Below are 21,680 nucleotides of genomic sequence, written 5' to 3' on the forward strand. Positions count from 1 at the left end.
AAGCCTGTTCGTATGAACAGGCTTTTTTTTCATCTCGACGGGACAAGAACGGTATAAGATTATCCCCTAAAAGAGTATACTCTGCAGTCGTTTTTTAAAGGCCTTCTCATCCATATAGTCATAGACGGTATCTTTCAGCTTCTTTATGATCTCCGTTCTGGATTCCGCAACCACCTTTTTCTTTTTGGTCAGCACATTGGAAAATGCTGTATTGGTAATCTCCACCTTTGTGGCAAACATATTGACATTCATGCTCGGTATAGATATGCCCATTACCAGACCTGGGAGCCCATGGATAAGCTCAGGCCCACCAGAGATTGGTATTTGTCCAGCAAAAAAGGCTACTACATAGACCGAATCTTGAATAACACCATTCGCTCTCCGACAATCATATCCCGCAATATTTCGGTATTCATCCGTATACTTCCATTTAACTGCAGGCAAAGAATCTTTGAGCAACAACTGCTCATCTCCAAAAGGGAGCAACTTTAAAAACTCCTGATTCTGGAAATTAATATAGGTTTTTGAATCGGGAAGAATAGAATTATAGTAAGTCACATTACGATAATTCGCAGGATAATCCTCCTGCACGGTTTCAAACAGGGTTTCATTATCGTAAAATTTCAAAATATGGTGGGTCACTACCTCGGCAGGCCCATTTTTCACGGCATTGTCGACCATCAGCTTATCCCAGGTATCTAAATCGGGCTTGCTGAGATAATTACGCTTTAAGAAATTCTGCACATGGAACTTCCGTTCATAGGTGACCGTTCCGCTGCTCGGAAAATAAGCATGTTGTGCATGGGCTGTACCCGCGCACAGCAATAATACCCAAACCATCAACTTGATATACTTACTCATTTGGCATCTCCTTTCATTGTTGTAAAATTGTAGATTACTTTTAGCATTCCATACCGACGTAATACGTCGTTGCTGGTCTGAATAAATGAAGTTCCATTCTGATAACGATACACTCCATTATTTTTGTTCAAAATATCATTGACAAATACCTGTACCTCCAAGGACTTATCTTTCAATAATTTCTTGGAAACATAACCATTCATATTAATGATATTAATGGATTCAAGCGTTTTTGTAGCGGCCTGATAATTCTGGTTTGTCGACAGGGAAATTTTAAAGTCTTTTGGTAAATAATAGGTAATCTCCGAGAACGTCCTGAATTTAAAAGTCGTCCGGTTCAACTCAGGCTGCAAATAGGAATTCATCTGCTCCGCACCAGGGCTCATGGAAATGTAAAAATCCATTTTGTTTGCTTTATATCGGCTAAAACCAATACTTGGTGCTACACTCCATGTTTGATTTCTATTGAGCTTTGGCTCTTCATTGAAGGAGGATAAATAGCTAAACTGGCTGTTATACTGCGCATTCATGCCAAGATTCATTTTTAATCCCCATTTTTTCTTCAATACAAAACTGTATCCTCCACCACCATACATACGCCAATTGTCTTTATCAATATTGACGTAGGAAATTTGCTGCGTACCTTTATCTAGATCATAGCGCACGCTATTGTTGATACTTTTCTTTCCTTGATCTGCACTCACATAAAAATAGATACTCTGATCCTTTAACTGCTTGTAGTTATTGAAATTAACTGAATAGGAGTTATCAAAGCCCGCTTTCAGGTCTGGATTATCCAAATACTCGACGAGTGGCTGGGAATTTTGTTTCAACGGCTCTATTTGCGTCAAGGAAGGCTGGCTCGTGCGGCCGCTGTAGCGGAAGCTTACATTTTTGCTTTTCGAGATTTTGTAGTTGATGGAAAGATTTGGAGCAACAGATGTCTGGTTCCGCTGCAGTATTGTATTCAGGTTGTTATAGGTTCTCTTGACCTGTTCAAAATCAACTCTATTGCTCAAATTTACTGTTAATGTATTCGACTTGTAATTCAAGGAGGCGTTGACACCATTTTTTAAACTGTTAAAATCAAAATCGTTGAGCAGGTTTTGGTCCAATACCGTATATTTTCCTGTAGCCGGATCTTTATCAAATGACTGATTGAGTGTTTCCGATTTATTTTGATTGAATGCATAACCTATTGCAGCGGTCAGCCTTTTAGAAAGCGGCTCCGAATAGGTTACTGAAGCACCGTAGTTATTATTCGCCAGTTTATCATTTTTATATTGATCGATCAAGGTTGTATCTCCGGAACTTTGGAAGAAGTTTTCCGAAAAATACTGTGTTTTGTTGCGATTTTGGTCTGCATTCGCATTGACATTGAAAGTAATGGAACGGCGGTCCTTTTTGAAACGACGTGTAAGCATCGCATTTATATTAAATCGATCCTGATCGTTATTTAAATCTGTCCTGGATGAAGTCCGTGTAATCAATGTGCCATCCAATTTACGTTGATCTGCTTCGGAATTGGATAAATTGTCACGGCTAGATTTGGTAAAGCCCATGGTGACAGTAAGGTCAGCAAGCGAATCAAGCTTATAGTCATACCGTAGATTTGCAATATTTGCCTGTGTTTCTGTTTCAGATGTGGTCACATTATTATCTACCTGTGCGCGTTCAGGAAGGTTATTCTGTGCGTTGTATGTACTTGTATTGTTGACATTGATCTGATTCCGCTTGAAGTTGACATTGATCTTATGCTTATCATCTTTGGACTTATCCGAATAGCTTGCTCCCATGTTGACAGCCTTAGGTACGCCACCACCATAGTATTTACCGTCCCATCCCCCATCAGAACCATCACCACCAGAGGAAATCATAATGCCTCCGCCCTCCATCATCTGTACATTGCTGCTTCCACCCACGCCATATTTTTGGCTATCTTCAAATCCTAACCCGACCATTCCATCATTGGCGAGAATTCCATAAGCAGCAATTTTCTGCGAGCCCTTAAACTTATTGAGCATGACTTTTCCGCCATAATAGTTGTCTGTACCAGCTCCCGCAACAGCCTGACCGAACATTCCCTTTTTCTTATCTTCTTTGAGCTTGATATCAATTGTCTGTGTACGTTCTCCGTCATCCACGCCGGTACGTACGGCGAGATCTGATTTCTTTTCATAGACCTGTACTTTGCTGACCATATCTGACCGGATATTTTTGGTAATCAGCGTTGGGTCATCGCCAAAAAACTCTTCACCGTCAAGCAATACCTTTTTTACTTCCTTTCCCTGCGCGATGATCTTGCCTGATCCATCCATTGTAATACCCGGTAATACCTTCAGCAGGTCTTCCACTTTAGCATCCTTCTCTACTTTAAAACTACCTGCATCATATTCAATTGTATCGCCTTTGATTACCACCGGAATTTTACCATTTACCTGAACCTCTTCCAGCAGTAGAGCTGCTTTGGATAGCTTTACAATACCGATATCTAAGTCTTCCGCAGCCACATGGATATCCTTTACCAAGTCAGCATACTGTGGATAGGAAACCACCATTTTATAAGTACCTGTGTCGAGATTAGCAATTTGGAATGTTCCATTTTCCTTCGTCCGGCCAAATTTAACCAAAATTGAATCTTTGGGACTGAGCAGCGCGATTGAAGCTTGATGTAGTTTTGCGAGATCTTTGATATCTGCCACTGATCCCACAAGTTTATGTTGTGCATAGGACTTGGAACCCAGGACAGAAAATAAAAGAAACAAAACTAGGGAATAGGTTAGTTTCATAAATTTTCGTTTATATATTGTCGGGGTAAATATATAAATGTTGCTACGGAAAATTCGTAAAATAATGTTAAATAATTGTATAATTAATAAACTAAACCTTGATCCTTCAAAAAAAATAGGCTAATTCACTCTATACCAATTAATCTACCATACAAAAAAAAGAGGCGTAACTTATTTGTTACGCCTCCAGTATAAATAGAAAAATATATTTTACTTCCTTTAATCTACATTCAGGTTTAATTCTTTTTCCTTATTGATTAAATGGGCAATACTTGTATCGTTTAAAATCTGCAACATGGCATTTCTCACTTCTACAAACGTATCGCGTATGCCACAGGCATGCTCTTGGGTACACTCTTCGCACGAGCGGTAGAAGTTTAAGCTCACGCAGGGTAGCAAGGCTATGGGTCCATCGATCAGGCGCATCACCTGGGATAAGAAAACATCTTCAGGAGCCTTATTGAGGCTGTAACCGCCACCAGCTCCTTTTTTGCTATAGAGAATTCCGGCATTTCGCATTTCAAGCAGAATTTGTTCCAAGAATTTTTTTGGAATATTCTCCTCCTGCGCAATCTTCACGATTTGCATAGGCTCATTACCGTAATTACGACCAAGCACCATCAGTGCTTTTATTGCATATTTTGTTTTTTTGGAAAGCATAGTTTATTTACCCCCTGTTGAATTGCAAATTTACGTTTTTTATTCAATAGAATAAAACCTGCCAGATTTAGCAGGTACCAACAGTCTCCTTATTGACCCAATACCGCTCTGATCGGTTTGCCGATGCTACCATTGGGCTCAGTAATATGCAATAACGAAGAGATTGTCGGTGCAATATCCACAATATGCACCTCTGTATTAGATACACCTGGTTTAATTCCCCAGCCCATAAATACCAGCGGAATATGGGAATCATAGCCAGACCAGGTACCATGTGTTGTACCGGTCGAGCGCGGCGTACCGTCATACCATTGTGGTTCACAAACAATCTGAATTGCACCACTACGTTTAAAGTTGTAACCATTGATCATTTTTTCGCGAATAGGCGCCGGAATCATCAGACTTTCGCCTTTTTCCATATCAGCCACATATGCGACACCTTCTGTATGGCGAAGCTCACGAATGATAGTCTCTTTTATTTTATCGCGATCCAAATTCAACGAATCAATCAATTGATTGTTTAAATGTACCTGATAGTTCATCATGCTTTTCACTAGCTTCTCTTGCCCAAATTTCTCTTTAAGGGTTTTGTTAAGTCCTGTGATAATCTGACGTGAATAGAAATAACCACCATTTCCTTTCATATCCATAAAGAACCGAGAGTTATAAGAAGCACCATGATCTGCAGTCAGGAAGAAGGTATAGTTTCCCTTACCCACGGTCTTATCCAGGTAGTTGAAGAAATCGGCAAGTTGTTTATCAAGCTGAAGATAAATATCTTCAATCTCCACTGCTGTCAATGAATAACGGTGTCCGACGTAGTCTGTTGCTGAAAGGCTCACACAAAGGAAGTCGGTATTTTTAGTCGGGTTATTTCCCATCTGTTCATTTTTGATTGCTTCCATTGCCAGATCCAAGGTAAACTGATTTCCCATTGGTGTGGTTTTGATCAGCTCATAGCCTTCGTCTTTCATCAGCTTAGAAGTTGCGCGCGGCAAAGTCGGTTTTTCTTCGCCAGGGTATTTACCTTCGTAGATATTATCATCTGCAATACTGTTGGCAGCATAGGTACTAATATCATACATGGGTTTCCAGTCGCCTTTCAGGTATTTTTCAGCCAATTTTTTCTTGTTGAAGTCTACGACCCATTTTGGCAGTTTATCCATGTAGAAATTAGAGGTGATCCAATCACCTGATTTTGCTTCGAACCAATACGCCGCATCAGCGAAATGTCCCGCAGGCAGAATACCACCACGGTCTTTAATCGCGATACCGATCACTTTGGATTTAAAGTTAGAAGCGAGTTTCAATTGATCCGTTACAGTCGACGCAAGCAAATTACGTGGAGACTGCTGCCCTTCCTTGGCGGTAGTCCCTACACCAACAACATTATCGTCCTGCGTACAGTACATATTCTTACCCGTCTGTTCTTCGATCCAGTCATTACCTGCAATACCATGTATGGAGGGAACTGAGCCTGTATATACCGAACTGTGCCCAATGGCTGTGTATGTCGGAATATAGTTAATCAATGTATTTTCACAGGAAAATCCTTCTTTCAAAAGTCGTTTGAAACCATCATTTCCATATCGATCCGCAAAACGATATAAATAATCCCAACGCATTTGGTCCACCATCAGGCCGACAACCAATTTTGGTCTTTCCGGTTGCTGCGCCATGGATGAAAGCGCTGCTATTCCAAGGACGACACTTAAAAAAAATCTTTTAATCATAATTGTATTAAGTATTAAAATATTAGTTTTTTATTTAGTGTAAAGTATTCCATCAGGCCTTAAAAAAGGAACAATAAATCGTAACATATTGGCAGCCCAGGTCTCCTGATATCGATTACTTCACTTCGCTAAAGTAGGGTTTAATCTTTTAAATGTGCTTTTAAAAATTGACCTGTATAAGAATCTTTACAATGGATAAGTTCTTCCGGAAGACCCGCAAAGACTAGCTGTCCGCCTTTATTTCCACCCTCAGGACCAATATCGATCACCCAATCTGCCGATTTGATCATATCCATATTGTGCTCGATCACCAATATACTGTTGCCTAGGGCAATCAGTGCATCAAATGATTTCAATAACTTTTTAATATCCTGAAAGTGTAAGCCTGTTGTTGGCTCATCAAAGATAAAAAGTGTTTTCTTGCTGTTATTACCCTTAATGAGGAAAGAGGCCAGTTTAATCCGCTGTGCTTCACCGCCAGACAATGTACTTGACGATTGCCCGAGCTTAACGTAGCCTAATCCAACGTCCTGTAAAGGCTGCAATTTAGCCAATATTTTAGGCTGGTCTTCAAAGAATACAATCGCTTCATCAACACTCAGCTCGAGAACATCTGCGACAGACTTGTTCTTGTAATGTACATCAAGCACAAATTGTTTAAATCGTTTCCCTCCGCAGGCCTCACATGGTAAAACGATATCGGCCATAAATTGCATTTCAATTTTAACTTCTCCTTCGCCCTGACAAACATCACAACGTCCACCTTCAACATTAAATGAAAATGCAGCAGGTTTCAATCCAGCAGCTTTGGCTGGCCCCTGATTGGCATACAAGGCCCTGATTTCATCCCAGGCTTTCACGTAAGTCACAGGGTTGGATCGCGAAGAACGACCGATCGGATTTTGATCGACCATTTCAACCTGTTCAACCTGGGTAATATCCCCCTCAATCGCATCATAGACGCCGGTCTGCTCGCCGGAGTAATTGCCGATCGACTTCTGCAGTGCTGGGTAAAGGATACGTTTGACCAACGAAGTCTTACCTGATCCCGAAACACCCGTTACCACCGTAAAGGTATTCAATGGGAATTGTACATCAATCCCTTTGAGGTTATTCTCATGTGCCCCTTTAATGGTCACACTATTGGACCATGGACGGCGTTTTTGGGGTACCTCAATCTGGCTTTTGCCGCTGAGGTATTGACCCGTAAGACTTTTTGTGTCTTTCAGAATCTGCTGATATGTACCCGCAAAGACCATCTCGCCGCCATTGATTCCCGCTTCCGGTCCGATATCGATCAGGTAATCGGCAGCTTCCATCATTTCCTGCTCATGCTCGACCACTACAACCGTATTGCCAACATCGCGGAGGGATTTCAGCACAGAAATCAGGCGCTGTGTATCACGTGGATGGAGCCCGATACTTGGTTCGTCCAACACATAGATAGAACCTACGAGCGAACTCCCTAATGAAGTAGCCAGGTTGATCCGCTGCGACTCACCGCCTGAAAGGGTATTCGACAGCCGGTTCAGCGTCAGATAACTTAATCCAACATCGCACAAAAATTGCAACCTGTTATTAATTTCAGCAAGAAGTCTTTTGGCAATGACCAACTCATTACCGACCAGCGGTAAAGTTTTAAAAAACTCCAAGGCTTCTTCAAGTGGCATCAATACGATATCGGTGATAGACTTGCCCCCAACTTTCACATAGGTAGCATCTTTTCGCAATCGGGTACCGCGGCAATCCGGGCAATCTGTTTTCCCTCGGTAGCGCGATAACATCACACGGTATTGAATTTTATAGGTTTGGGCTTCAAGTTCTTCGAAGAACTGGGTAAGGCCTTCAAAATATTGATTTCCCGTCCACAGCAGCTCTTTCTGCGCGGTCGTCAGGTCCATGTATGCACGATGTATCGGGAAATCAAATTTCAGTGAACTTTTAACAAGTTTCTGTAGCCACTCGCCCATCTTCTCTCCTCGCCAGGGTGCAATCGCGCCATCGTAAACCGATCGGCTCTTGTCTGGAATAACAAGATCGGGATCAATACCAATGATCTTCCCGTAACCTTCACATCGACGACAGGCACCATACGGGTTATTGAAGCTGAAGAAATTTGGTGTAGGTTCTTCAAAGGTTATGCCATCAAGTTCAAATTTATGGGAGAAATAATGTCGCTGACCATTTTCCTCCATATAGAGCTCGCCTTTACCCTCGAAAAAACCTGTTTGGACCGAGTCAGAAAGTCGATTGACAGTATCATCGTCCTGTTCAATGCGAACCCGGTCGACGACAATAAGTACTTCACCATCCTGGAGGTCTTTGTTAGCGATGGACTTATCATCGATAATAGTTTCGATTTTCTGCATACTATCACCATAGAAGACACGCACAAAACCTTTCTGTAACAGGAGCGACAGTTCTTCCTTAAGTTTACGCCCATGGGAAGGTATAAGCGGAGCAAGAAGTGTCACCGTTGTCCCCTCTTCTAAATTCAACGCAAAATCCACCACTGAACTCACACTGTCTTTGGTCACCTCGCGGCCTGATACAGGAGAAATTGTCTTGCCGATCCGGGCATACAACAATTTCAGATAATCATAGATCTCAGTGGATGTCCCCACCGTCGAACGAGGGTTGGACGTAATGACGCGTTGTTCTATGGCAATCGCAGGAGCAATACCTTTGATGTAATCCACCTCCGGTTTATTCATCCGTCCCATAAACTGTCTTGCGTACGAAGAAAGACTCTCGACATAACGTCGTTGTCCTTCGGCGTAGAGCGTATCAAAAGCTAAGGATGATTTTCCTGAGCCCGACATTCCAGTGATAACAACTAATTTATTTTTTGGGATATCAACGTCAATATTCTTTAAGTTATTAACTCTTGCACCCTTTATCTGAATATATTCTTTTGGAGTGTGCTCCACCTGTTTACTCATAATAATCCTTATCTCACACAAAGTTACGTATTCTTGGCTGATTATATTCCTGCGAATTAAAAAGCTATTCGGTTTTCTATCACCTGAATTTCAAAAAAAGAGCTGCTGTTCTAAACTTGGCTAAAATTCAACAAAAGGATTCATCCTAGCGAATCACTAATATTAAAATCTGTTATAAAGGAAAATATGATATTTCATTTAGTTTCCCAGACAATTATTTTTCGATTTACAATTAATCCTTTCGAAAACAATATAGTCCTATAGGTGTTAATCTTCTATAAAATGTAGCATTTTTTATAGACACAGCGTTTAAACAACAAATTAATTAAGGCATATTTGATATTATTGATTGAAAAACACAAAACAGATGAATAGCAAATATGTCTTTAAAAATCAAATAACAGTGATATGAAAAAAAATGTATTTCAAGTAATGATGCTATTAGTAATTGCATTAGTATCCTCAACAACTATTAGTAAAGCGCAAATGGTTATCGACAAAATAGACTTAAGCATTTTTCCGAGCCCCGAAAAAGGATATAAGAAAATGGTGATTGAAGTTCCCTATTCAAAAAGCGATAAAAACAAAAAAATAGAATTTTCGGTAGGTAAATGGATGGAAGTAGATGGATGTAACTCCTTTAACCTATCGGGCACGTTGGAGAAAAAGGATCTTCAAGGCTGGGGTTATGACTATTATGTATTCAAAACAAATGGCAATGTTGCCAGCACCATGATGGCTTGTCCAGACAAAGAAAAAAGAAACCTTTTTGTTTCGGCACAACCGGAGACTGTACGTTACAATGGCAGAATGCCGATTGTGATTTATGTACCGGAAGCTTATGATGTGCAGTTCAAAATCTACACAACGGACGGTGACACGTACCGTGCAGCAGAGGTAAGAACAAAAAAGTAAAATTGTAAGCGCTATTTGGCGCAGAAAACAAATAACAGGCAAATAAAAAAGCCTTCGAACGTTGTTCGAAGGCTTTTTTATTATCGCTTTTCGCTATGGACTATTGAAATTTCTTCGCGTTTACTTTACGCTCGTTTTCAGTCAAATAGATTTTACGCAGACGCATTGATTGCGGTGTCACCTCAATATACTCGTCAGCTTGAATATACTCCATACATTCTTCCAAGGAGAATTTGATTGCTGGTGCAATACGTACGTTGTCGTCAGAACCAGAAGCACGCATATTTGTCAACTGTTTTCCTTTGGTAACGTTGATCGTTAAATCATTGTCACGGATGTGTTCACCTAGGATTTGTCCTTCATATACATCCACACCTGGATCTACGAAGAAACGACCACGGTCTTGTAACTTATCGATGGAGTATGCTGTTGTTGAACCTGTATCCAAAGAGATCAATACACCAGCCAAACGACCAGGAATTGTACCTTTCCAAGGCTCGTAACCTTTCAAACGGTGTGCCATAACAGCTTCACCAGCTGTTGCTGTCAACACGTTGTTACGTAAACCGATGATACCGCGAGAAGGGATAGAGAACTCAAGATGTTGCATATCTCCTCTAGCTTCCATAATTAACAACTCACCTTTACGTTGGGTCACCAACTCAATTACTTTTCCTGACACATCAGAAGGAACGTCAACAACAAGTTCTTCGATTGGCTCACATTTTTGACCATCAATTTCTTTGATGATAACTTGTGGCTGGCCTACTTGCAATTCATAACCTTCACGACGCATTGTTTCGATCAATACCGACAAGTGAAGGATACCACGTCCGTATACCAACCAAGCATCTGGAGACTCTGTAGGAACGACACGTAGTGCTAAGTTTTTCTCCAACTCTTTTTGTAAACGATCGTAGATGTTACGTGATGTTACCAATTTACCTTCTTTACCGAAGAAAGGAGAGTTATTGATGGTAAACAACATGTTCATTGTTGGTTCATCAATGCTGATAACTTCCAATTGCTCTGGATTTTCAAAATCTGCAATGGTATCACCGATATCGAAACCTTCGATACCAACTACGGCACAGATATCACCGGCACTTACTTCAGGCACTTTGATGCGGCCAAGGCCTTCAAATACCTGTAGTTCTTTTACACGTGATTTCACAACTTTTCCATCGCGTTTCACCAAAGAAACCGGTTGGTTTTCCTTGATCGTACCACGCGCAACACGACCGATAGCGATACGTCCTACGAACGTCGAATAATCCAATGATGTTACCTGCATTTGCAAAGTACCTTCAGATACTTCTGGTGCAGGGATATATTTGATGATGGCTTCCAACAAGTCCGTGAAGTCTTCAGTACGATTTTTCCAATCTGTAGACATCCATCCTTGTTTTGAAGAACCGTACAATACTGGGAAGTCCAATTGCTCTTCAGTAGCACCTAAGTTGAAGAATAGGTCAAAAACATGTTCGTATACTTCTTCAGGACGACAGTTTTCTTTATCGACTTTATTGACAACGACGATAGGTTTGATACCTAATCCCAAAGCTTTACCTGTAACGAAACGTGTTTGAGGCATTGGTCCTTCGAAAGCATCGACCAATAGCACTACTCCATCAGCCATCTTCAATACACGCTCTACTTCACCACCGAAATCGGCGTGACCTGGGGTATCGATGATGTTGATTTTAACACCTTTATATGTTACTGATACGTTCTTAGATACAATAGTGATCCCGCGCTCACGCTCTAAATCATTATTGTCTAGGATTAATTCACCAGCATTTTCATTTTCTCTGAATTGATTGGTAAAATATAAAATTTTGTCTACAAGCGTAGTTTTACCGTGGTCGACGTGAGCGATGATCGCAATGTTTCTAATGTTTTGCATTGAGCAAGAATATTTTTATAAAATTTTAGGGTGCAAAGATAAACATTTTGCACCATAAAATTTATAACTATGTGTATTTTATTTAATTACACCTAATTCTTTACCTACTTTGGTAAAGGCGGCGATTGCTTTATCCAGGTGAGCAACTTCGTGTCCTGCCGAAATCTGCACACGGATACGGGCTTTTCCCTGAGGTACAACAGGATAGTAGAAACCAATCACATAAATTCCCTCGTCCAACATCTTGGATGCGAATTCTTGCGCTAATTTCGCGTCATAAAGCATTACAGGCACGATTGGGTGGAAACCTGGTTTGATATCAAATCCAGCAGCTGTCATTTTTTCACGGAAATAAGTTGTATTTGACTCCAATTTATCGCGCAATGCAGTTGTCTCACTCAGCATATCTAAAACCGCTACAGAAGCTCCTGCAATTGCTGGTGCCAGGGTATTAGAAAATAGGTATGGACGTGAACGCTGACGTAACAAATCGATGATTTCTTTTTTACCGGAAGTGAAACCACCAGAAGCACCGCCTAAGGCTTTGCCCAAAGTGCCCGTAATAATGTCTACACGATCGATAACATTGAAAAGCTCGTGTGTACCACGTCCCGTTGCACCGATAAATCCAGTACAGTGCGACTCATCGATCATCACTAGCGCCTGGTATTTGTCTGCTAGATCACAGATCTGATCCAATGGAGCTACAGATCCATCCATCGAAAATGCGCCATCTGTAACAATGATTTTATGTCTAGCACCAGATGCAGCCTGCAATTGTGCTTCCAAATCAGCCATATCTGCATTTTTATAACGGAAACGTTGTGCTTTACACAAACGAACACCGTCAATGATAGAGGCGTGATTCAATTCGTCAGAAATTATGGCATCTTCAGCACCAAATAAGGGTTCGAATACACCACCATTCGCGTCGAATGCTGCCGCATATAAAATAGTATCTTCTGTTCCGAGGAACTTTGAAATTTTTGCTTCTAATTCTTTATGCACATCTTGGGTTCCACAGATGAAACGTACGGATGACATTCCATAACCATGTGTATCAATCGCTTTCTTTGCTGCTTCGATTACTTTGGGGTGCGAAGACAGACCCAAATAATTGTTCGCACAAAAATTGACAACTTCCTGTCCTGTACTCACTTTGATGTCTGCTCCTTGAGGCGTAACGATTACACGCTCTTGTTTATACAATCCCGCTTCTTTGATTGCTTCCAATTCCTTTTCTAAAACTGGTTGTAATGTATTGTACATAATTCGATTTTATTTTTTTATACAATATTACAGTTTTTTCATTGGAATAAGTTGCTTTACCTTTCGAGAAAAGGGCTATTCACGGAGAATTCACCCCAAATCAATGATTTGGTAACATTAAACCGATTGCATAAAATTCCTTTTTTCAATCGCCCTACTTTTCCTCTTGCTTTGATAGCGACCAACAGGGAGACAACCGCGAGACATCTTCGGGCTGCAAGCAGGGTGAATGTAAAAATAGAGCGATAGGGGGGCCAATGTGAATTACTCGTAACGAAGCGCGTCGACGGGATCCAGTTTAGACGCTTTTGAGGCGGGGTAATAGCCCGATAGCATACCAACGAGTCCACATACCGCAAAACCTAAAATTATCGCTCCCCAAGGTATAATAAAGGATGTGCCGAGCTGTAGCGCCAGGATATTACCGATCAGGATACCAATAAAGATTCCGGCCACACCTCCGATCATACAGATCACGATGGCTTCCATCAAAAATTGTTTCCGTATAACACTCGGTGTTGCACCGATCGCCTTGCGTATGCCGATCTCCCGGGTACGTTCAGTAACCGAGACTAGCATAATGTTCATCAATCCGATTGAAGCACCCACAAGGGTTATAAAAGCAATCACCACGGCTCCCAAAGTAACCATAGCCATATTTTGCATCAGCATCTGGGCAACCGCATCTGATTTGGTGATTTCAAAATCATTGGACTGCCGTGATGTCAATCCGCGGATATTTCTAAAGACGATGGTAGCTTCGCCGATTGCGGCTTCCAATCGCATGGGATCATTGGAAGAAACAGTTATCACATAGGAGGGCTCGGTACCCTGCATCACTGCCCGGGCCTTGATCAGTGGAATAAAGCAGGCCCTATCCCCGCCCATCCCGGCAGAAGAACCTTTACTTTTTAAGACTCCTATCACCAGATAGCGGATATTGTTAACCGTAATAAACTGCCCTATTGGATCAATAATTTCGTTGAATAGCATTTTACTCACTTCACTACCGATGATAATCACGCCACTACCTGTTTCAACCTCCCGCGTAGAAAAATTACGGCCTTCGCTAACAACATACCCTGATGTCTGCAGATAATTTTCATCTGTCCCGATCAGGCCGATATTGGGGTTTGTTTTTTTGGATTGATATTTTGCGGTCGTATTCCAGCTTACATTAGCACTGATCGATGTCAGCGCATTAAAGTGAAAATCCTGTCTGAATCTTGCAGATTGTGCATAGGTAATATTAGCAAAGACTTTTGAGCGAGTCCCTTCATTACCGATCCGGACATTTAATCCCCGGTTGCGTATGTTGAAGGAATTTGATCCCATGGATGAAAAGGAATCTGTTAGCGAGTTTTTCATGGCATCGATCGAGGTCAATACTCCTATTAATGCCATCATCCCTATGGCAATGATCAGTGCTGTTAAAAATGTCCGCAGCTTATTCCCTACAATGGACTGTAGTGCAAGCTTGACATTTTCAACATAAGACATTTTTACGGCCATAGAGCTGGTATTTATAATTTGTAGGGATGAAAATACTGTAATTCCAGCACAAAACCAAAAAGGCAATTTACTTCCAAGAAATAAATTGCCTTTTGGATGGAATCTGACCTATCCATGCAAGCGGATTACGTTGATTTTGTGGCCATTTTCTGCCTTAATTAATTCTTTTCCATGTCTCGGTGCGTCCAAGCAAGCTCACACCAACATAGCCCCTGATATCAAGCTTATCTCCTTTTAAGGTCATCTTGCAGCTATACGTTTTGCCCGATTTCGGATCGTAGATCTTGCCGTCAACATAGGTATTGCCATCTTTATCAAAATTGGTCAAGATTTCGAGTCCTTGCACATTTCTGCCCTGCAATGCTTTATCTGGGTTTTTTATATCTTTCTTGGGCTGACCGGCTTCATTATTTGGAAATTTCAGCCAATAGAGTTTTCCAAAAAACTTATCGCCTTTCTTGTAAATTTCAACACGACCTTCGCCGCTTGGGTTTTCCCACTTTCCGATAATGGGATCGGTCTGCGCAAATAATGCCACTGTAGTAAGCAGCATTATGAATGACATCATAATTTTCTTCATGGGTCTATTATTTTATGAACTTAATTCTTTCAATTTTCCCCGCTATTGGCGATCCGATCGCTTGTTTAAACGACGTAAGTACGTCGTTCAATTCTTTTCCACCATCGGCAATCGTCATACATAACACGCATAATCGTTGATGACCATACGGCTATAGCATGCATAGCTTCTGAATAAATATACAAAATATTTACTATGCTTGCATATATTTTTTATTCCAGTATTGCTATTTATCAATCAGCCCCAGTTATTAACACAAGTTAACGATCCATCCATCCATCCATCCATCCATCCATCCATCCATCCATCCATCCATCCATCCATCCATCCATCCATCCATCCATCCATCCATCCATCCATCCATCCATCCATCCATCCATCCATCCATCCATCCATCCATCCATCCATCCATATACCTCAAAGATTTAAAAGCGATGATCTAAAAAAAGTTTGGCATCGGGTTTGTACGATAAGTATTATATTATTACTTTATTTACTCTTTATAAATTAGCACATATTATGAAATTTATTATTAGTCTTTTACTTACTGGTCTGGTAGTCGCAATTGCTTGCTGGGTTGTTCCTGGTGCTGAAGTTGCTGGTTTCGGTTGGGCTATCGTTACGGGACTTGTCATTGGATTTGTCAACGCCACTGTGGGATCGATTTTAAGGTTATTTACTTTCCCATTGAATTGGCTTACCTTAGGTCTAGTTTCCTTTATTATTACCGTATTAATGGTCTTGTTGACCGATTCACTACTTGGTTCCAAATTTGATGTACATGGATTTTGGACCGCAGCGCTGTTTGCCATTGTCGTTGCCATATTGGAAATGATTATTGGCAGTATGTCAAAAGATTAAGAGTACATTCATTACATAGCATAAGGGGCTATCCAAAAAATTGGATAGCCCTTTTTCACATTCCTCCACTGATATCACCTATCAGTTGAAATATATTTTTTACCGGTCCGATTCCTTTAAAATAGTCGTCTTTATGGATGAGTTTATCTCCATTTCCCTGGCTTTTTACAGCAGAATTCGCTAAATTTAATTCTCATAAAGAACCGCTGATATATGTGCGAACAAAACCACGAGCATAGCCATGCCACACCGGAGCACGGTCTTATAACAAAGGAACAGCCTTGGTGGATTACCCAGCGTAAGCTCGTAATGGCTCTCGTCATCTTACTTACTTTACTCCTATTGAAATATGCGTTTAAGATCAGCCTTCCCTTTGGCATCAGCTTGACCTTAAATAGCGTTGCCTACCTTCTCGCGGGAATCCCCGTTATTCAAATGGCATTTCGCAAGGCAAGCCGCGGTGATATTTTTAATGAATTTTTTTTAATGACCGTTGCAACCTTGGGTGCTTTCGCCATTGGAGAATTTGAAGAGGGTGTCGCGGTAATGGTATTCTACCAAATCGGAGAGTGGTTTCAGGATACTGCCGTCGATAACGCCAAGAAATCAATCAAATCGCTATTGGATATCCGTCCCGATAAAGTAACGGTGCTGCGCAACGGGCAACAGCAGCAGGTAAATCCAAAAACCGTCACAATCGGTGAAATTATCCTTGTAAAAGCAGGAGAAAAAGTGGCGCTGGATGGTAAATTGAAAACGGAGAAAGCCGCATTTAATACCGCAGCATTGACTGGAGAGAGTAAACCCGATACAAAATATAGGGGCGAAGCTGTTTTTGCAGGCATGATTAATCTGGAAACGGTTGTTGAGATCGACGTTTCCAGTACATTTGAGGATAGCAAATTGAGCAAAATTCTCGAAATGGTACAGGATGCTACCGCACGGAAGTCCAAAACACAATTGTTTATTGCCAGATTTGCCAAAATATATGTTCCTATTATTTTCGGCCTCGCGCTTTTGGTTCTTATTTTACCCCTGTTTTTTGTTCAGGACTATAGTTTTAAAGAATGGTTCTACCGGAGTTTGGTCTTCTTGGTGATCAGCTGTCCCTGTGCCCTGGTTGTTTCGATTCCCTTGGGCTATTTTGGTGGTATAGGTTTAGCCTCCCGAAATGGCATACTATTTAAGGGCGGGAACTTCCTCGATGCCATCACCGCAGTCGATACCATTGTCATGGATAAAACGGGTACACTTACAGCGGGTGTATTTGAAGTAACGGAAGTTTTTGCTGTCCATGGAGATCCAACGGAATTACTGAGTTACGCTAAGGCTGTCGAGGCACATTCAACACATCCCATCGCAAAGGCGATCGCCAGTTATCATCCCGGCAGGCCCGCATTGCAAGCTGAGAAAACCCAGGAAATAGCAGGCCACGGACTCCTCGCCACTGTTAATGGAAAACGTACACTCGCAGGCAACAGCAAGTTACTGGACAAATTCAATATCAGCTATCCTGCAGAGCTAAGGCAAGTGGCCTACTCCATTGTATTGCTTGCCATCGAAGATCAATATGCGGGTTATATCACTGTGGCGGATCGGATTAAGCCCGATGCCAAGGAAGTGATCCAAACCATGCGTGCTCAAGGTCTATATACCGTCATGCTATCTGGGGATAAAACAGCGGTAGTAAATGAAGTTGCCAAAGAACTTGGGCTAGACAAAGCTTATGGGGATCTCCTTCCGGAAGATAAGGTAAATCATGTACAACAACTGATCGATCAAGGTCGCCGTGTTGCCTTTGCAGGTGATGGCGTAAATGACGCACCGGTAGTAGCTTTGGCGCAGGTCGGCATCGCCATGGGTGGACTCGGAGCCGATGCAACCATCGAAACGGCTGATGTGGTGATCCAGAACGATGAACCCCACAAGATCCTGTCTGCCATCAAAATCGGTAAAATTACCCGAAGCATTGTTTGGCAGAACGTCATTCTCGCAATGGGGATCAAAATCATTGTCTTGGTTCTTGGTGCCGGTGGTGTTGCAACGCTCTGGGAAGCAGTTATCGCCGATGTTGGGGTAGCACTTTTGGCTATTTTAAATGCCATTCGAATCCAGCAGAAAAAAGTCTAAAATAGAAGATACCCAAGAAATCTGGCCAACACCTGTAAAAATCGGATATCAGAAATAAAGTAGTAGAATATCCCTAAAATTGAATAAAAGCGGGGCTGTCCAAAAGTTGAACAGCCCCGTTTCTTATTTTTCATCCCCGATCTAATTTAGATCACAAAGAGCAATTTTAATCCCGCCAAGCTTTGTACGCATTGATCAATCCATTTGTCGAAGAATCATGACTTGTAACCGGATTGGCGTCGCTTAATTCCGGGAGGATTTGATTGGCCAATTGTTTACCGAGCTCGACACCCCATTGATCAAAACTATAAATATTCCAGATCACACCCTGGACAAAAATCTTATGCTCATACAATGCGATAAGTCGTCCTAAAGTGCGTGGCGTCATTTTTTTGAACAGGATGGAATTCGTTGGGCGATTACCTTCAAAAACTTTATAGGCTTTCAGTGCTTCAATTTCCTGGTCCGACTTTCCGGCTTTCTTAAATTCAGCAACCACTTCGGCTTCCGTTTTGCCATTCATCAAAGCCTCAGTCTGCGCAAAAAAGTTAGACAACAGCAATTGGTGGTGGTTTCCGATCGGATTAAGACTATTGGCAGGTGCAATGAAATCACAAGGAATCAACTTGGTGCCCTGGTGAATCAACTGATAGAAGGCGTGCTGCCCGTTCGTACCAGGTTCACCCCAGATAATCGGTCCAGTCTGATAATCCACCTGTTGACCATTGCGATCAATATACTTACCGTTACTTTCCATATCCCCTTGTTGGAAATAAGCGGCAAAACGGTGTAGGTATTGATCGTAAGGAAGAATTGCGTGACTTTCCGCTTGGAAAAAATTATTGTACCATACACCAAGCAAAGCCAATATCACGGGAATATTGGATTCAAAGGAGGTTTCCTTAAAATGAACATCCGCTTCATAGGCACCTTTCAACAGTTCCTCGAAATTATCGAAGCCTATTGCCAAACTGATTGAAAGACCTATTGCAGACCACAGGGAATAACGTCCGCCCACCCAGTCCCAAAACTCAAACATATTCTGGGTATCTATTCCAAAGGCACGTACTGCTTCTGTATTGGTGCTCAATGCAGCAAAATGCTTAGCGACATCTTCCTGAAGGGCACCACTGGCCAGAAACCAATCTTTAGCGGTATGGGCATTGGCCATCGTTTCCTGTGTTGTGAAAGTTTTTGATGCAATCAAAAACAACGTTGTTTCAGGATCCACAGCTTTCAATGTTTCAGCAATGTGCGTACCGTCTACATTGGAAACAAAATGGACATTTAAACGTGTCTTATAAGCCTTTAATGCTTCTGTTACCATTACAGGGCCGAGATCTGAACCTCCGATACCGATATTAACCACATCGGTAATTTCTTTTCCTGTATATCCTTTCCACTGACCAGATAGAATCTCTTCGGTGAAAGTTCTCATGTGTGCCAACACTCGTTTAACATCAGGCATGACGTCCTTTCCATCCACATACACGGGTTGATCGGATTGGTTTCTCAAAGCAGTATGTAACACCGGTCTATTCTCGGTCACGTTGATCCGCTCGCCAGAGAACATAGCCGCTATCGCTTCTTCAAGACCACATTCTTTAGCCAGCTGTACCAAGAGCGCTTTTGTCTCTGCAGTGATCCGATTTTTGGAGTAATCCAAAAGTATATCTTCGAAAGCGATCGAGAACTTCTCAAAACGTGCGGGATCTGCGGCGAAAAGTGTGCGTAGATCATTTTTTTCGCTATTGTTAGATAGACCTGATAAAGAACCAAAATGCTGTGCTAGATTCTTATAGGCCTCAGTCTTTGTAAAATTAATTTTTGGGAACATACTGTTTTTACTGAAATTAGTTGTTTTAAACATCAATAAGAGCCTTCCGTATTTCATTGTTACACATCGTGTAGATCCTTAAATGAAGGTTTATTCTGTTGACAATACCAAAACTAAAAAAAAAAGGTCAAATTATCTCTATTTGACCATCTATAGGACGCGAAGTTATTAAGATAGAAGCGCGAATTTATTAATTAAAATTTCTACTTTAGCGGATATGACAAAAGAACAAATTCAAGACTTGAGGGATCGTGTTACTTCCCTGAGGAGGCATCTTTGACATCGATGCACGCAAAGAAGAAATAGAAAGAGATCAAGCTATTACGCTTGAAGCAAGCTTTTGGGATGATTCCAAAGCTGCAGAAAAAATACTCTTGGCCATAAAAAACCAAAAGGTATGGACAGACCACTTCGACGAAGTTGCAGCGGCGGTTGAAGACGCCTATGTCATGTATGAGTTCTTCCAATCTGGCGACGCGAGTGAAAAAGAAGTGGACGATCAATATAGAGTAGCTTTAGAGAAAGTCGAGGAGCTCGAGTTCAAAAACATGCTTAGTGCCGAAGAAGATCAGCTGGATGCAATCTTACAGATTACAGCCGGCGCCGGAGGAACTGAAAGCTGTGACTGGGCTGCCATGCTGATGCGGATGTATATTATGTGGGGCGAGAAAAATGGATATCGAGTGACCGAACAAGATTCGCAGGAAGGTGATGTTGCAGGTATCAAGAGTGTAACGTTACAGATATCCGGAGATTTTGCTTATGGCTACCTGAAGGGCGAAAATGGTGTACACAGGCTCGTTCGGATTTCTCCATTTGATTCCAATGCAAAACGCCATACCTCGTTTGCTTCTGTTTATGTCTATCCTTTGATTGATGATAATATTGAGATTGATGTTAAGGATTCAGAAATCGAATGGGATACTTTCCGCTCAGGTGGTGCAGGAGGTCAGAATGTCAATAAAGTGGAAACAGCTGTTCGATTACACCACAAACCTACTGGCATTATTATTAAAAATCAGGAATCCAGATCGCAATTACAAAACAAAGAAAATGCGATGCGCTTATTGAAATCACAGTTATATGAGATTGAAATGCGTAAACGCCAGGAAGCTACCGCTGCTATTGAAGGAAACAAAAAGAAAATCGAATGGGGATCCCAAATTCGAAATTATGTCCTCCATCCTTACAAGTTAATTAAAGATTTACGGACCAATTACGAAACCTCCAATACACAAGCTGTCCTGGACGGTGATCTAAATGATTTTCTAAAAAATTATCTAATGGAATTTGGTGGATAAAGACTATTCCGAAACTTGATGATATTGAAGACGTCCCCCTTTGGAGGCGTCTTTTTTTTTGTACTATCCTTTGCTTTTTTTATTTGGCTTAAGCTGAATTTCTTCAACCTGCACATTGCCCCCTTTCCTACACAGTTTGTCACAAAAACTGTCAATTTCTTTTAACAATCTGCATGCAAATGTTAAAAAACCTTAAAAGTCTATTGAATCGATCGTCGTTATATTTTGGCATAATTCTGTTACAATAAAATCACAAAACACTACAAATCAACAGATTAATTACTTATTATTTGTATCAAGAACGTTACAATTAGAAAGGATTGCTTATTTTTGGCACGAAATAAAGGCATGTCTTTTGCGTTTATGGAATCGTAATATTTTCAT

General features: G+C 41.3%; 15 protein-coding genes. 4 read left to right on the forward strand and 11 right to left on the reverse strand.

All coding sequences use genetic code 11. From position 1 onward, the window contains the following. Nucleotides 1–66: 66 nt before the first annotated feature. The 5 genes from BGP15_RS03790 to uvrA form a co-directional block, all read right to left on the reverse strand. Nucleotides 67–861 carry a GLPGLI family protein gene (locus tag BGP15_RS03790; RefSeq protein WP_286768758.1) on the reverse strand — a complete coding sequence of 265 codons (795 nt, stop codon included), beginning with the start codon at nt 859–861 and terminating at the stop codon, nt 67–69. Then, nucleotides 858–3,650 carry an outer membrane beta-barrel protein gene (locus BGP15_RS03795; RefSeq protein ID WP_286768759.1) on the reverse strand — a complete coding sequence of 931 codons (2,793 nt, stop codon included), beginning with the start codon at nt 3,648–3,650 and terminating at the stop codon, nt 858–860. Before BGP15_RS03795 ends, BGP15_RS03790 begins: the two co-directional genes overlap by 4 nt. Before the next feature lie 219 nt (nt 3,651–3,869). After that, nucleotides 3,870–4,310: an RrF2 family transcriptional regulator gene (locus BGP15_RS03800; RefSeq protein WP_046673766.1), complete on the reverse strand. Its 441-nt coding sequence runs from the start codon at nt 4,308–4,310 to the stop codon at nt 3,870–3,872. Nucleotides 4,311–4,399: 89 nt separating this feature from the next. After that, nucleotides 4,400–6,043: an alkaline phosphatase PafA gene (pafA, locus tag BGP15_RS03805; protein WP_286768760.1), complete on the reverse strand. Its 1,644-nt coding sequence runs from the start codon at nt 6,041–6,043 to the stop codon at nt 4,400–4,402. Nucleotides 6,044–6,183: 140 nt separating this feature from the next. Continuing rightward, on the reverse strand, nt 6,184–8,985 hold the full coding sequence (gene uvrA, locus BGP15_RS03810) for an excinuclease ABC subunit UvrA (RefSeq protein WP_286768761.1): 2,802 nt from the start codon (nt 8,983–8,985) through the stop codon (nt 6,184–6,186). A gap of 408 nt (nt 8,986–9,393) precedes the next feature. On the opposite strand from uvrA, the gene BGP15_RS03815 reads away from it, so the two are divergent. Continuing rightward, the gene (locus BGP15_RS03815; protein WP_286768762.1) at nt 9,394–9,900 is read left to right on the forward strand and encodes an ecotin; all 507 of its coding nucleotides are present in this window, start codon (nt 9,394–9,396) and stop codon (nt 9,898–9,900) included. A 100-nt stretch (nt 9,901–10,000) separates the two neighbouring features. On the opposite strand, the gene typA is transcribed toward BGP15_RS03815, so the two are convergent. The 5 genes from typA to BGP15_RS03840 form a co-directional block, all read right to left on the reverse strand. After that, on the reverse strand, nt 10,001–11,806 hold the full coding sequence (typA, locus tag BGP15_RS03820; RefSeq protein WP_112375271.1) for a translational GTPase TypA: 1,806 nt from the start codon (nt 11,804–11,806) through the stop codon (nt 10,001–10,003). Between the two features lie 78 nt (nt 11,807–11,884). Next, entirely contained in the window at nt 11,885–13,075 is a 1,191-nt protein-coding gene (kbl, locus tag BGP15_RS03825) for a glycine C-acetyltransferase (protein ID WP_046673761.1), read from the reverse strand. A gap of 264 nt (nt 13,076–13,339) precedes the next feature. Continuing rightward, nucleotides 13,340–14,587 (reverse strand): ABC transporter permease, encoded by a 1,248-nt coding sequence (locus BGP15_RS03830; RefSeq protein ID WP_112375269.1) that lies wholly within the window; start codon nt 14,585–14,587, stop codon nt 13,340–13,342. A gap of 154 nt (nt 14,588–14,741) precedes the next feature. Beyond that, nucleotides 14,742–15,167 carry a DUF2147 domain-containing protein gene (locus BGP15_RS03835; protein ID WP_070565860.1) on the reverse strand — a complete coding sequence of 142 codons (426 nt, stop codon included), beginning with the start codon at nt 15,165–15,167 and terminating at the stop codon, nt 14,742–14,744. Nucleotides 15,168–15,417: 250 nt separating this feature from the next. Further along, a complete protein-coding gene (locus BGP15_RS03840; protein ID WP_286768763.1) occupies nt 15,418–15,579 on the reverse strand; it encodes a hypothetical protein in 162 nt (53 codons plus the stop codon). Between the two features lie 107 nt (nt 15,580–15,686). Between BGP15_RS03840 and BGP15_RS03845 the strand changes: the two genes are divergently transcribed. Next, the gene (locus BGP15_RS03845; RefSeq protein WP_046672635.1) at nt 15,687–16,028 is read left to right on the forward strand and encodes a phage holin family protein; all 342 of its coding nucleotides are present in this window, start codon (nt 15,687–15,689) and stop codon (nt 16,026–16,028) included. A gap of 213 nt (nt 16,029–16,241) precedes the next feature. Further along, entirely contained in the window at nt 16,242–18,158 is a 1,917-nt protein-coding gene (locus BGP15_RS03850) for a heavy metal translocating P-type ATPase (protein WP_286768764.1), read from the forward strand. Between the two features lie 166 nt (nt 18,159–18,324). On the opposite strand, the gene pgi is transcribed toward BGP15_RS03850, so the two are convergent. Beyond that, a complete protein-coding gene (pgi, locus tag BGP15_RS03855) occupies nt 18,325–19,995 on the reverse strand; it encodes a glucose-6-phosphate isomerase (RefSeq protein WP_286754257.1) in 1,671 nt (556 codons plus the stop codon). Between the two features lie 217 nt (nt 19,996–20,212). On the opposite strand from pgi, the gene prfB reads away from it, so the two are divergent. Continuing rightward, a protein-coding gene (gene prfB / locus BGP15_RS03860) for a peptide chain release factor 2 (protein ID WP_112375267.1) occupies nt 20,213–21,296 on the forward strand; the annotation gives its coding sequence in 2 pieces (ribosomal slippage) (nt 20,213–20,272 and nt 20,274–21,296; 1,083 coding nt in all). The last annotated feature ends 384 nt before the right edge of the window (nt 21,297–21,680 follow it).

It is taken from the genome of Sphingobacterium sp. 40-24 (assembly GCF_001899705.1).
GTDB lineage: Bacteria > Bacteroidota > Bacteroidia > Sphingobacteriales > Sphingobacteriaceae > Sphingobacterium > Sphingobacterium multivorum.

Coding starts and splice junctions, on each gene's coding strand:
- BGP15_RS03800 (WP_046673766.1), bottom strand. CDS start 4,310: ATGCTTTCCAAAAAAACAAAATATGCAATAAAAGCACTGATGGTGCTT.
- BGP15_RS03850 (WP_286768764.1), top strand. CDS start 16,242: ATGTGCGAACAAAACCACGAGCATAGCCATGCCACACCGGAGCACGGT.
- BGP15_RS03815 (WP_286768762.1), top strand. CDS start 9,394: ATGAAAAAAAATGTATTTCAAGTAATGATGCTATTAGTAATTGCATTA.
- uvrA (WP_286768761.1), bottom strand. CDS start 8,985: ATGAGTAAACAGGTGGAGCACACTCCAAAAGAATATATTCAGATAAAG.
- BGP15_RS03790 (WP_286768758.1), bottom strand. CDS start 861: ATGAGTAAGTATATCAAGTTGATGGTTTGGGTATTATTGCTGTGCGCG.
- BGP15_RS03830 (WP_112375269.1), bottom strand. CDS start 14,587: ATGGCCGTAAAAATGTCTTATGTTGAAAATGTCAAGCTTGCACTACAG.
- typA (WP_112375271.1), bottom strand. CDS start 11,806: ATGCAAAACATTAGAAACATTGCGATCATCGCTCACGTCGACCACGGT.
- BGP15_RS03835 (WP_070565860.1), bottom strand. CDS start 15,167: ATGAAGAAAATTATGATGTCATTCATAATGCTGCTTACTACAGTGGCA.
- BGP15_RS03840 (WP_286768763.1), bottom strand. CDS start 15,579: ATGGATGGATGGATGGATGGATGGATGGATGGATGGATGGATGGATGG.
- BGP15_RS03845 (WP_046672635.1), top strand. CDS start 15,687: ATGAAATTTATTATTAGTCTTTTACTTACTGGTCTGGTAGTCGCAATT.
- pgi (WP_286754257.1), bottom strand. CDS start 19,995: ATGTTCCCAAAAATTAATTTTACAAAGACTGAGGCCTATAAGAATCTA.
- kbl (WP_046673761.1), bottom strand. CDS start 13,075: ATGTACAATACATTACAACCAGTTTTAGAAAAGGAATTGGAAGCAATC.
- BGP15_RS03795 (WP_286768759.1), bottom strand. CDS start 3,650: ATGAAACTAACCTATTCCCTAGTTTTGTTTCTTTTATTTTCTGTCCTG.
- pafA (WP_286768760.1), bottom strand. CDS start 6,043: ATGATTAAAAGATTTTTTTTAAGTGTCGTCCTTGGAATAGCAGCGCTT.